This is a genomic window from Nocardioides currus, assembly GCF_003057875.1.
Lineage (GTDB): Bacteria > Actinomycetota > Actinomycetes > Propionibacteriales > Nocardioidaceae > Nocardioides > Nocardioides currus.
The window spans coordinates 170,358-182,361 of the sequence record NZ_PYXZ01000010.1 but is presented as its reverse complement, the minus strand read 5'-3'; the positions used below and the strand labels follow the sequence as shown (position 1 = coordinate 182,361).

Here is a 12,004-nt window from a genome sequence, read left to right as displayed (position 1 = left end):
TCGGTGGACCTCTTTCTTCGATGAGTGCTTGGCCGTACACACCGAAGATCCCGCCGATGGCCGTCTACGTCTTCACGCCTCGCCGCTGGCCCTCAAACCCCACCACTCCCTGGGACTCTCCTGAGCCGGGGGATGGCGGTCGGCTCCTTCGCGTCGGTGTCGCTCGACCCGCCCCTCGTCACGTTTCTGCCGGACCGTACGTCATCCACCTTCCCGCTCATTCGCGACGCGGGACGCTTCTGCGTCAACGTGCTGTCGAGCACGCAGGACCAGCTCTGCCGTACCTTCGCCACCCGGGGGCAGGACCGCTTCGACAGCGTCGACTGGGAGCCCGCACCGTTCTCGGGCGCTCCCCGCCTCAGTGGCTCGGTGGCGTGGGTGGACTGCGAGATTGAGGTCGTGCACGAGGCCGGAGACCACTACATCGTCGTCGGACGGGTGCACGACCTGTCCGTCGACAACCCCACCTCGCCGCTGCTCTTCTTCCAGGGCGGCTACGGCATGTTCGCGCTGCCGTCGCTGGTGCTTGCGTCCCGTGAGGGGAACACCGAGCACGTCCGTCTCGCCGAGCTCGCACGAGAGCCCATGGAGCGGCTCACCCGCAGCGTCGGCATGGAGTGCCGGGCCCTGGCACCGGACGGCGACCGCCTGTTGGTCGTGGCGACCGCTGGTGCGGCCTCGGGTGCTGACCCGGTCGGCGGCGTGATCCCCTTCTCCCCGCCGTTCGGCAGCAGCCTGGTCGCGTGGGCCGGCGACGACGCCGTCGACGCGTGGCTCAGCGAGTACCCGGATTCCGCGGACGACATCCGCGCGGACATCGAGGCCGACCTGGCGCGGCTTCGTGAGGACGGGTGGTACCTCGCTGCCGACGAGAAGACCCGGGAGGGCGACGTACTCGCCATGCAGATCTCCCGTTGGGGGCGAACGCCTCGACTGGAGAAGTCGCTGCACGAGCTCGGGTCGCGCGTCGGCCGGCTAATGGGCCCCCGGGACCTCGACGACACCAACGCGCGCGAGGTCCAGATGGTGTCGGTGCCGGTGTTCGACAAGTCGGGCCGAGCCGTGCTGCAGCTGACGCTGTACGGCTTCCCGTCCGACTCCACCCGCGCCTCGATCCTCGCGGCCAAGGACCGTCTGGTCACCGCAGCCGCCGAGGTTACGGCCAAGCTCTAGTTGTACCCGGCCATCAGGTTGGTAGCAGCCGGCTGATGGGCGGTCGGCCTCCGAGTGCGCTGTGACGGCGTTCAATGTTGTAGTACTCGACCCATGGAGCAAGGGCGGCTGCCCGCTGGTCGTTGCTGGTGAAGACCTGGCGGTAGGCCCATTCGGTGGCCAGGGGTGCGGTTCAGCCTCTCGACCTTCCCGTTCTGCCGCGGACAATGAGGGCGGATGAACTTCTGGACGATGCCGTGCTCGGCACACACCGTGCGCAGCGAGTAGCGGTAGGCCCAGGCGTTGTCGGTCATCAACCGCTCGATCCGACTGATCCCGTGATCGGCGAAGTTGGCGATCGCAGGCTCGAGGAACGCCGCACAGGTGGCGCCCTTCTCGTCGCGCAGAGCCTCTGAGTAGGCCAGCCGGGAGTGGTCGTCGACGAGCGAGTGGACGTAGTCCTAGCCGGGCCCGTTGACGCGGTCGCGGGGGATCGCCCGGCCGTGGACGCGCCAGCCGCCGCCGTCGGGGACCCGGCCGATCTTCCTCACGTCCATGTGGACCAGCTCGCCCGGCCGGTCGCGTTCGTACCGGGTCGCGGTCTGTTTCGACGAGCGGATCACCTCGCCGGTCATCGGGTCGCACTCGCGCAGGTAAGGGCCCCGGTGGCGGCGCAGGATCCGTGACGCTGTCCTGGGCGGCACCCCGGCCTTAGGTCCGAGGACTTCCGGTCCGTAGCGGTACTCCGCCCGTGCGGCGAGGACCTTCTGCTCGACCTCGGGGGCGTCTTGGTGGGCGTGGAGCGGGGGCGCGACGACCGGGTTTCCAGGCCGGCTTCGCCTTCGACTGCGTAGCGGCCGATCCAGGTCTGTACGCACTTGCGGACACGACCATCGCGGCGGCGATGTGGGCCTTGCGCCAGCCTGCTTGGTGGCGTTGAACGATCAGTCGGCGACCGTGGACGGTCAGCCGAGCACTACCGTGGGACACGAGAACCTCCGGGTTGGAGTGGGCCTTAGACAAGCCACATCCCATCCGGAGGTTCTCGTTCGTTCAGCCAGGCTCGCCGCTACCAACGTCCTGGCCGGGTACGTCCAGGAGCGCGGCCGGGCAACGAGCCGCTGCCCGGCCAAGGTCGTACTGCCGCTCAGGCGCCGGGGTCGGGAGTCAGCGTGTACTTCGTCTGGAGGTATTCGTGGATGCCCTCGGGGCCACCCTCTCGCCCGAGGCCCGACATCTTCCAGCCGCCGAAGGGCGCGGCCGCATTCGACACCGCCCCCACATTCAGGCCCATCATCCCGGTCTCGAGCCGGTCGATCATCCGATGACCACGCGACAGCGACTCGGTGAACACGTAGGACACGAGGCCGTAGTCGGTGTCATTCGCGATCTTCACCGCCTCGTCCTCTGAGTCGAACGGCACGATGGCGAGGACCGGCCCGAAGATCTCGGACGAGAGGATCTCGCTATCGACCGGGACGTCGGCAAGGACGGTCGCCGGGTAGAAGGTGCCCTCGCCGTCGTACCGCTGGCCGCCAGTCACGAGCCGCGCACCGCGGGCCACGGCGTCCGACACCAGATGGTCGGCCTTCGCCACAGCACGGTCGTCGATCAGGGGACCGATGCTCACGCCGTCCTCGGTTCCTCGCCCCATAGAGAGGCCTCTTACGCGCTCAGCGATGCGGCTCACGAAATCATCCACGACCTTGCGGTCCACGATGAAGCGGTTCGCTGCCGTGCACGCCTGGCCGATGTTCCGGAACTTTGCGACCATCGCGGCGTCCACCGCCGTGTCGAGGTCGGCGTCATCGAAGACCACGAACGGCGCATTGCCGCCGAGCTCCATCGAGGTCCGGAGGACCCGCTCCGACGCCTGCGCGAGCAGCGTCCTTCCCACGCCGGTCGACCCGGTGAACGACAGTTTCCGGACGCGGGCATCACGGATGATGGGCTCTGAGACTGGCCCGGGGGTCGAGGTGGTGACGACGTTGACGACCCCGGGCGGCAGCCCGGCCTCCTCGAGCAATCTGGCGACGTAGATCGTGGTGAGGGGTGCGAGCTCAGCGGGCTTGAGGACCACGGTGCACCCTGCTGCCAGGGCCGGTGCGACCTTGCGGGTCGTCATCGCGAGCGGAAAGTTCCACGGCGTGACGAGGTAGCAGGGGCCGACCGGGTGCTGGGTCACGATCATGCGACCGCTGCCCTCGGGGTTCGCTCCGTAGCGGCCCTGCACGCGCACCGCCTCTTCGCCGAACCAACGGAGGAACTCGCCTCCGTAGTCGACCTCCCCGCGTGCCTCGGCCAGCGGCTTGCCCATCTCGATTGTCATGAGGAGCGCGACCTCCTCCCTCCGCTCGCGCAGGAGGTCGAACGCGCGACGCAGCACCTCGCCGCGCTCGCGCGCCGGCGTGGCCGCCCAGCCCGGAAAGGCCGCGGCGGCTGCGTCCACCGCCGCACGCGCGTCTGCAGGACCCGCGTCGGCGACCAGCTTCACGACGCGACCGGTCGCCGGGTCGTGCACTGCGAGCTGCCGGCCATCGCCCGCGGCACGCCACCTGCCGTCGATGAACAGGCCGCCCGGTAAAGCCTGGAGCAGGGTGGTCTCGGCTTCGGTGGTCATCGACTTCCTCGGTTCTCGCGAAAGCGTTCGTGGTTGAAGCAACGCCGGGTCGGGTCCGGCCTCAGTAGGAATCGCGGCGGGAGCTGCTCCCTGGCCGGTGCTGGGCAGCCAGGGACTCCGAGCCCCGAGCGAGCAGCGCGACGTCGGCGCCGACCAGGATGAATGACGCTCCCGCGGCGATGTAGCGGTCGGCGATCGCGGCATCGAAGGCGTTCACACCCACCGGCTTGCCCGACCTGAGCACCGCCTCGAAGGCGCCCAGCACGGCTGCCTCGACATCCGGATGCGTCTGCTGCCCCAGCAGGCCCATAGAGGCGGCCAGGTCGGAGGGGCCCACAAAGACGCCGTCGACGCCGTCGACTGCGGCGATCTGCTCCGCGGCCGCGAGACCCTCGACCGTCTCGACCTGGACGAAGAGGGAGACGTGCTCGTCGGCGTTGGCGAGGTAGCCGTCGACGCGGTTCCAGCGTGCGGACCTGGCCAGAGCTGAACCGACACCGCGCCGACCGCGGGGTGGGTAGCGAACCGCCTCGACGAGTCGACGCGCCTCGTCTGCCGACGAGACCATCGGGACCAGGATGTTCTGCGCGCCGAGGTCGAGCACCTGCTTGATGAGCACCTCCGAGCCAGTCGGCACCCGCACGACTGGCGTCGCCGAGTACGCAGCAATGGCCTGCAGCTGTGCGAGAGTCGAGGCAAGGCCGTTGGGAGAGTGCTCCATGTCGACCAGCAGCCAGTCCATCCCGCTGCCCGCGCAGATCTCGGCGACCAGGGGCGACCCCGAGCACACCCACATGCCCGCCAAGGGCCGGGTCGCGTCCGAGAGCATCGCCCTGAAGGTCGGGGCTAGTTGAAGCGGCATGCGATCGTCCCCAGTGATCCGTAGTCGGCGAGGACGGTGTCGCCCTTGTCCACCCACATCGGGCGGGTGAAGGATCCGGCCAGGACGATCTCGCCGGCCTCCAGCCGTGCACCGTGGCCGGCGAGCTTGTTCGCCAGCCACGCGACGCCGGTCGCCGGGTGGTTCAGCACGGCCGCCGCGACTCCGGACTCCTCGATCGTCTCGTTGCGGTACAGCAGTGCCGAGACCCAGCGCAGGTCGACCTGGTCGACGGCGACGGGCCGTCCTCCGTAGACCACGCCGCCCAGGGCGGCGTTGTCGCAGATCGTGTCTACGATGGTGCGGCCCTCGAGCTCGATCCGGGAGGAGAGGATCTCGAGGGCGGGCACGACGTACTTCGTCGCGCTGAGGACGTCGAAGAGGGTCACGTCGGGCCCCTCGAGTGCATTCCCCAGCACGAAGGCGAGCTCGACCTCGATCCGGACGTTGGAGAAGCGGTCGTGCTCGATGAGCGCGCCGTTCTCGTAGACCTGATCGGCGAAGATCGCCCCGTAGTCGGGTTCCGTGATGCCCGTCGCGACCTGCATCACCTTGCTCGTCAGGCCGATCTTGCGACCGACCGCACGGCGCCCGGCGCCAATGGCGCGCTCGCGCCACAAGCCCTGGACGGCATAGGAGTCGTCGACGGTCATGCCCGGGTTTCGCCGCGTGATCAGCGGAATCGTCGTGCGGTCACGTTCGGCGGCAGCGAGCTCGTCGGCGATCGCGGTGATCGTCTCTGTGTCCAGGGTTCGGGTCACGTCGCGTCCCGGTCGAAGATCGACGGCACGGGTGGCGTCAGGTCGAGCACGTGTCCGACGGCGTTCGCCATGACGTAGTAGCCGGTCTGCATCAGCAGCGCGGCGGCGACCTCGTCACCGAAACGCTCACCCGCCGCGGCGAGCGCGTCCCGCGCCGCGGTCCAGTCCCCACGGGCCGTCGCGACGGCGAGACGCAAGACCACGGCGGCGTCGGCGTCCAGGTCGGGGTGCGCCGGGTCGAGGGACTCGACCGCGGCGACGTCCTCGATCGACATGCCGACCTTCAGCGCCCGCTGCTCGTGCTGGTAGAGCTCGGACAGCGCCCGGTTCACCTGGGAGACCGCGAGCGCCACAACCTCCCGCTGTACCGGAGTGGCCGGCTGGCCCGCTCCATCAGCGAAGGCGAGCAGCGCGAGCAGGCTGGACTCGCTGTTGCCCACGAGCGAGAAAACCTCGCCGAGGTAACCCAGCCGCTCGTAACGCGGCCGCACGGCCTCGCGAGCGGCGGCGGGCAGCTCTTCGAAGGTGAGGCGCCGCAGAGGTGAGGTGTCGGTCATGCCGGGCTCCCTTCATGGGGCGTCGACTGGTAGAGGACGGGGTCGGCGACGCAGGTGTTCACGAGGTCGCCCAAACCGGTGATCGCCGCGCGGACGGTCTGTCCCTCCGTCAGCCACGGCTTCGACTCACGACCAAACGCGTGCCCGGGAGGGGTGCCGAGGAAGATCAGGTCGCCCGGGTCGAGGGTGACGAGCGTGCTGATGTACGACACGATGTGCTCCGGGCTGAAGATCATCTCGCTGACGGCGCCGTTCTGCATGGTGACGCCATCGACCTCGCAGGTCATCCGCAGGCTGGCGAGGTCGACCGCGTCAGCCGTGGTCATCCACGGGCCCACCGGCGTCATCCCCTCCCAGGCCTTGCCGATGAGCGGGGGGCGGTTGCGGAACTGCCAGTCGCGGACCGAGGCGTCGTTGCCCACGCAGTAGCCGGCGATGTGGCCGGCGGCCTTGTCGAGCGGGATGTGCCGGCCGGCCTTGCCGATGACCGCGACCGGCTCGACCTCGAAATCTCCCTGCGTGGAGATCGACGGATCGGGCAGGTGCAGAGCGTCGCGGGGTCCGCAGAGGCTGCGGGCGAACTTGGCGAAGATCGAGGGGAACTCTGGAGGGGTCGGCAGCAGGTCCGGGTCGGGGAAGTTGAAGCCCACGACGAAGACCTTCTGCGGACGGGGTACGACGGGCGCGAGCTGCGCGATGTCGAGCACCCGCGTCTCCCCGTCGGCCTGGGCGTCCTCCCGCCAAGTCGGCCTCTCGAGCAGCTCGCCGAGATCCCGCCAGGGCAGCAGGACCATCCCGTCGTTCTCGATCCGGACCGCCCGGTGACCGTCCTCGGTGCGCAGCGTCGCGAGCCTCACGCGTACTCCCCTGCCTCAAAGGCCAGGGCGGCCACCGCGAGGTCGCCCAACCCGAGGCCGACCCCCTTGAAGACCGTGAGGTTCGGGGATGCCGGGCGGGTCACCTCGCCGAGCAGCATCTGCCCGAGCGTGCGGACCGAGCTCCAGTCGTCGCCGTAGAACTCGATGAGCTCACGCGACACCTTGCGGGCGTTCTCGAGGGTGTCGACGACCGTGAGGTCGGAGCCCGCGAGGAGGTCGGCCTCGAACTCGGCGTTGGCGGGGAGAATGGCTCCGACTGCGTTGAGGTGGGCACCGGGGGCAAGGATCCCGACCGGGAAGAACGGGTCCTGGGCCCGCGTTACCACCGTCACGATGGGCGCTCCCTCGACCGCCTCCTCGAGGGCGGCGTGGGCCACTGCGGGCTTCCCGAGCTCCCGCTCGACGGTCTCGGCGAAGGCCTCGCGGCTCTCGGCGCGGGGGCTCCAGACACGGACCCGCTCTATCGGCCGGACGGCCGCGACGGCAGCCACCTGGAGGAGCGCCTGTCGGCCCGTGCCCACGATGGTGAGCTCATTGGCGTCCGGGCTGCTCATCTCCCGGGTCGCGATGCCGGAGATGCTCGCGGTCCGGATCTGCCCGACTGCGACGGCCTCCATGGTCGCCAGCAGCCCGCCCTCGGCGGAGTCGAAGAGGCTGAGCAGCGCGGCAGCGCCCCGTGGCGTGTTGACCCAAGTCTTGAAGGCCACACGACCGGTCTCGGCGTCGTACCCGCCGAGTGCGTGAGCCGCGCTCCGCGGGTCCCAGGTCACCATTGTCTTCGGAATGGCCCGGGCCGTGCCTCGGGCCTCCTTCGCGACGATCGCCGCGACGGCCTCGATTGCGCGGGCCAGCGGGACCCGGTCCACGACGTCCTGGTCGCTCAGCCAAGGTGCCGGCGTCACGTGGTCGGCGGAAGCGGTCACCACGAGTAGCCCCTCTCCTCAGGCGGAGACCACACGCCGGCCTCACGCAGGTACGGCAGTACGGCGGCGAAGCCTTCGAGCTCGGCCGGACTCCAGAGCGGGAAGTTGATCAGAACCGACCCGGTGTTGGTGTTCTTCTTGAGCGAGATCAGCCGCTCAGCCACCTGCTCGGGCGTGCCGACCAGGTTCATCAGGTGCCCCGCACCCCCGAAGGCGAGAGTCGCCTCTTCCTCACCCATCTTCTCGTAGAGGGCCCGTGACGACTCGATCGACCCCAGCACATCGGCCGAGATCTCACGGGTGGCCTCTACGTTGATGGACTTCTTCAGCCCCTCGAGGATCTCCTCGGCCTCGCCGTCGCCCTCACGCACGATCGCCATGCCGAAGGGGGAGATCTCGGGCTTGCGCTTCGCCTTCTGCTGGTTCAGCTTGTCGTCGATGCCGTTGACCGTCGCCTCATCGGGCGCGAGCACGACGAGCTGGTCGCAGTACTGCGTGGCGAATGCCATGCCGGCCTCCGAGGACCCCGCACTCACCAGGAATGGGTGTGGCTGCTGCATCGTGCGGGGCTTCTTGATGCGGCCTTTCACCTTGTAGTACATGCCGTCGAAGTCGATCGCGTCGTCCTCGGACCAGAGCATCTTGACGATCTCGGTGAACTCCCCGGCCATGTCGTAACGGACGTCGTGGTCGATGAAGGCCTCACCGAAGAGCGCAGCCTCTGCAGCACTGAATCCGGTGACGATGTTCCATCCCCAGCGCCCGCCACTGAAGGCGTCGAGCGTGGCACCCATGCGGGCGACGTGCGCTGGCTTGTGGTGGGTGGTGTGAAACGTCGAGATGACGCCGATTCGGTCCGTCGCCGTGAGCAGGGCCATGGCCAGCAGCGGTGCGTGGTACGCAGGCGACTGGTGCCCGGCCTCTTCGGCCGCGCGCTGGTGCCCCGACCAGTTGTCGGCGATGAAGAGCGAGTCGAAACCGGTGCGCTCAGCCGCCTGGGCCAGCGCGACCAAGTTGGCCTTCGTCATCTCCGGCACTCGCCGAGCAGCCTCGTCGGAGTAGAGGTGATTCGTCTTCCCGGCTGGGAAGAAGTATCCCAGGCTCAGGTGGTCCGGACCGGATCGTTGCTTCATGAGGTCTTCCTTGGAAGTGATGGGGTCCAACGCAGAGCGCGTTGGTTCTGGCTGGCGTACCCGGCTTGAGGCCGGGGCGCAAGGCGTGGCGGACGCCGGTTGCCCGGCCCCCGTCAGCCCTGGAGAGACCCGATGTTGGTGCTGAAGCCGGCCTGGGTCCCCAGTGCAATCACCTCGCCGTTCTCGATGTCTTCCTGCCAGACCAGGGAGCCGTTACCGATGTGGAACGGGTGGTCCTGGATCGTGAGGATCATCGCGCCGTTCGGCCCCGAGGTGTGAGCGTGTTCGGACCAGGCGGGCGCTGAGAGCATAAGGTCTCCGGCCTCCCAGTGGACCTCCTCGCCGTTGACGACGCTCGAGCCCGATCCCGCGAAGTGGTAGTTGATCGCTGAGCTCATGTGACGGTGAGTCGGCCCGGAGAAGTTCGCGCCGAAGGCCGCGATAGTGGCGAAGAACGACTGGGTGGTGCCGTTGAGCCGACCGGTGGCCGGGTTGTAGAGCACGAACAGCGGGCGGCCTGTGTAGCCCGACTTGAGCGACCGCACCCGGTCGAGGTGTGCACTGACGTCCGACCACGAGAAGTGGAGGGGGCGGTCCTCGACGTAGTCCGGGTCGATCAGGTGCTCGTAGGGAAGCAGGATCTCGCCACTGTCGGTGTCGAGCGGGATCGGCGGCGTGAGGTCCTTGCTCCGGCTACCCGCCTCCAGCGGCTCCTTACCACCGTGGAAGGTCCCGATCGGGCCGCCGTCCTCGTAGTAGTAGCTCAGTGTCTCGAGCAGCGCCGAGTTGGAGTAGTGGAGGTAGCGGAACGGTTCGTCGCCATGGTTTGCGATGGACTCCAGCGCCATGCTCGGCTTGGTCCACACGTCGGTCGGGCCGACGGTGAAGACGCGCTGGCCCTCGGTGACCTCGGCCTGGCCGCCGATGACCATGTAGACGCCCGAGGTGTTGTTGCGTCCGGGGGTGGTCGACTCGCCGGGGAGCAGCGTGCCCAAGCTGACCGCGGTGGTCGGCGAGAGGCCGCGGCCGGCGTTGTTGGCGCGGGGGTGGGCGATGCGCGCCTCACGGCGGCCGTTCCGGTCGGCGTCTCCGGCCTGTAGGTTCGCGAAGACCTCCTCGATCTGGGCAGCGCGCAGCATCAGCGGTTCCCAGAGAACCCGCTCGTGCGCCGCCTCGTCGCGCGAGTAGGAGATGTGTGCCTCAGCGATGCTCATGGATGACCTCTCAGGTTCGATTGCGGTGGTTGAGCTGCGGTCCACGCCGTACGACGCGCCGCGGGGATAGGAAGGGTGGATGACCCGGCTGGATCAGCCCGCGTCGATGCCGTTCCAGGCATCCCAGAACGCCATCCGGTCACGACGCGAGATGTCGTCGATGCGGTCCTCGGCGTCCCAGATGCGTGAGGTGGGGGCGGACGGGTCGAAAAGCGGCCACAAGATCGCGCCGCCCGCCGTCGGGTCGCCGTCACGGACGAACGAGACCCAGGAGCACATCATCCGGTCCGACAGGCTTCGGTCCTCGTCGGACCACGGCCAGTCCCGGGCCCCGTAGGTCCCGAAGGCGTAGTACACGTCGGCGCCGTGGAACGCCCCGGCGTAGGCCCGCTCGATGATGTCGGAGTCTTGCGGGATCGGGGGCTTGCGTAGGAAGCGGTAGTGCCACACGGGCGCGACGTGCCGCTGCAGCCGAGCAGCCGTCCAGCCCGAGGAGACGAAGACGTGGTCTGCGAGCAGCTCCCAGCTCGCCTGCTGAGCCTCGGCGTCGGTCGTCGCCGGGTAGAGCCGCAGCAGCTCAGTCGCGCCGTCGCCGAACGCCTCGGTCGCCCAGCTCTCATAGTCGGCGAGGTTGCTGATGTAGGGCAGGCCAGAGGCCTCGTTGCCGACGTTGCCGACCAGCATGGGCACCGGGTGGGTCTTCCCGTCCGCGTAGGCCGAGACGACGGCAGTGGGCAGCACGTGCCCGTCAACGACCGGGTAGGCGGCGTCGAAGACCTTGAGGCTGACCTGTGCGCCAGGGATCAGGTCGAACGTCCACACTCCCTCGGTCCTCGGCAGCTGCGGGGTGAGCAGCTCCTCGAGCGGCAGGGCCCGCAGCTGCTCCACCGACGTTGCGCCGACAAGCTCGCTCAACTCGACGCCCGTCGCCTCAGCGGAGGCGAGGTCCTGCAGATGGGCGACGTGGCCGTGACCTTGGACGGCCTTTGAGGCGCCAGGGCCGCTCTGCGCGATGGCGCGGTGGAAGAGACCCGCGGCCAGCGGCGAGGAGAGCAGGTTGTGCACGCTGTGGCCACCGGCGGAGACACCACCGAGGGTTACATTGTCCGGCGAGCCACCGAAGGCGGCGATGTTGCGCTGCACCCACTGCAGCGCGGCGATCTGGTCAAGCAGGCCGTAGTTGCCAGATACTCCGTGCTCAGACTCGGCGCTCAGTTCGGGGTGGGCGAAGTAGCCCAGGCGTCCGAGTCTGCTGTTGACCGTCACGACGGTGACGCCGGCCTCGGCCAGTCGCGCACCGTCATAGATCGGGTTGGCCGCCGAGCCGAACTGGTAGGCGCCGAAGTGTAGCCACACCAGGACCGGTCGGTCGGTCGACGACTCGGGACCGGTCCACACATTGAGGTTCAGGCAGTCCTCGCTGAACTCCTCCTCGCCACCGTTGTAGAGCGACTCCTTCGGCGGCGGTCCCTGCACTGCGGAAGGTCCGAATCTGTCGGCGTCGCGCACACCGTCCCATGCCGAGGCGGGCTGCGGCGGTCGCCAGCGCAGGCTGCCGACGGGCGCGGCGGCGTAGGGGATGCCCAGATACCTGCGGACACCGCTGCCGGGGCTGGCATCGCCGGCCAGACGCCCCGACTCTGTGACGACGATCGACTTCATGGACATGCGTGCTCCTTCCTCGCCCACGTCGGTCCGACGCGGGCTACAAGGGCGAACACCCGGCGCCGCCTGCTGCTGCGGCAAGGCGGCCGGGGAACGTCTTGGTGGGGTGGGGCCGGTGGGTTTTGCCCACGCGGCATGCTGCGCCGTCGGGCCTGCCACTCTGCCCCGTGGCTTTGCGTTTCTCTCACGTCAAGACCGCAGTAGGCACGGGATCGGTGTGA

The 12,004-nt window shown here is 68.8% G+C and carries 10 protein-coding genes and 1 pseudogene; 1 reads left to right on the top strand and 10 read right to left on the bottom strand.

Features of this window, described 5'->3' with window-relative positions; translation table 11 throughout:
- Positions 1-132 precede the first annotated feature (132 nt).
- Complete coding sequence (locus C7S10_RS19455) at positions 133-1,173, top strand: flavin reductase family protein (RefSeq protein WP_165807239.1); 1,041 nt, start codon at positions 133-135, stop codon at positions 1,171-1,173.
- Positions 1,174-1,186: 13 nt separating this feature from the next.
- Here the strand turns inward: C7S10_RS19455 and C7S10_RS19450 are convergent.
- From C7S10_RS19450 to C7S10_RS19405, 10 genes and pseudogenes are all read right to left on the bottom strand, one after another.
- A pseudogene (locus tag C7S10_RS19450) lies at positions 1,187-2,142 on the bottom strand (IS481 family transposase).
- Between the two features lie 157 nt (positions 2,143-2,299).
- Positions 2,300-3,772, bottom strand: a complete 1,473-nt coding sequence (locus C7S10_RS19445; RefSeq protein WP_108346106.1) for an NAD-dependent succinate-semialdehyde dehydrogenase — start codon at positions 3,770-3,772, stop codon at positions 2,300-2,302.
- A gap of 61 nt (positions 3,773-3,833) precedes the next feature.
- Positions 3,834-4,634 (bottom strand): HpcH/HpaI aldolase family protein, encoded by an 801-nt coding sequence (locus C7S10_RS19440; protein ID WP_108346105.1) that lies wholly within the window; start codon positions 4,632-4,634, stop codon positions 3,834-3,836.
- Positions 4,619-5,413, bottom strand: coding sequence for a fumarylacetoacetate hydrolase family protein (locus tag C7S10_RS19435; protein WP_243395481.1), 795 nt, complete (start codon positions 5,411-5,413; stop codon positions 4,619-4,621). The genes C7S10_RS19440 and C7S10_RS19435 overlap by 16 nt, the downstream gene beginning before the upstream one ends.
- Positions 5,410-5,970: a carboxymuconolactone decarboxylase family protein gene (locus tag C7S10_RS19430; RefSeq protein WP_108346104.1), complete on the bottom strand. Its 561-nt coding sequence runs from the start codon at positions 5,968-5,970 to the stop codon at positions 5,410-5,412. Before C7S10_RS19430 ends, C7S10_RS19435 begins: the two co-directional genes overlap by 4 nt.
- Positions 5,967-6,827, bottom strand: coding sequence for a fumarylacetoacetate hydrolase family protein (locus C7S10_RS19425; protein WP_108346103.1), 861 nt, complete (start codon positions 6,825-6,827; stop codon positions 5,967-5,969). Before C7S10_RS19425 ends, C7S10_RS19430 begins: the two co-directional genes overlap by 4 nt.
- A complete protein-coding gene (locus C7S10_RS19420) occupies positions 6,824-7,774 on the bottom strand; it encodes an ornithine cyclodeaminase family protein (protein WP_207769482.1) in 951 nt (316 codons plus the stop codon). Before C7S10_RS19420 ends, C7S10_RS19425 begins: the two co-directional genes overlap by 4 nt.
- The gene (locus C7S10_RS19415) at positions 7,768-8,934 is read right to left on the bottom strand and encodes an LLM class flavin-dependent oxidoreductase (RefSeq protein WP_207769481.1); all 1,167 of its coding nucleotides are present in this window, start codon (positions 8,932-8,934) and stop codon (positions 7,768-7,770) included. Before C7S10_RS19415 ends, C7S10_RS19420 begins: the two co-directional genes overlap by 7 nt.
- An 83-nt stretch (positions 8,935-9,017) precedes the next feature.
- Positions 9,018-10,118, bottom strand: coding sequence for a cupin domain-containing protein (locus C7S10_RS19410; protein WP_108346101.1), 1,101 nt, complete (start codon positions 10,116-10,118; stop codon positions 9,018-9,020).
- A gap of 93 nt (positions 10,119-10,211) precedes the next feature.
- Positions 10,212-11,864 (bottom strand): carboxylesterase/lipase family protein, encoded by a 1,653-nt coding sequence (locus C7S10_RS19405; RefSeq protein ID WP_207769480.1) that lies wholly within the window; start codon positions 11,862-11,864, stop codon positions 10,212-10,214.
- Positions 11,865-12,004 lie beyond the last annotated feature (140 nt).

Bases quoted from the DNA above. Each gene is read 5' to 3' on its own strand.
- C7S10_RS19455 (WP_165807239.1), top strand. From the start codon at position 133: ATGGCGGTCGGCTCCTTCGCGTCGGTGTCGCTCGACCCGCCCCTCGTC.
- C7S10_RS19445 (WP_108346106.1), bottom strand. From the start codon at position 3,772: ATGACCACCGAAGCCGAGACCACCCTGCTCCAGGCTTTACCGGGCGGC.
- C7S10_RS19440 (WP_108346105.1), bottom strand. From the start codon at position 4,634: ATGCCGCTTCAACTAGCCCCGACCTTCAGGGCGATGCTCTCGGACGCG.
- C7S10_RS19430 (WP_108346104.1), bottom strand. From the start codon at position 5,970: ATGACCGACACCTCACCTCTGCGGCGCCTCACCTTCGAAGAGCTGCCC.
- C7S10_RS19410 (WP_108346101.1), bottom strand. From the start codon at position 10,118: ATGAGCATCGCTGAGGCACACATCTCCTACTCGCGCGACGAGGCGGCG.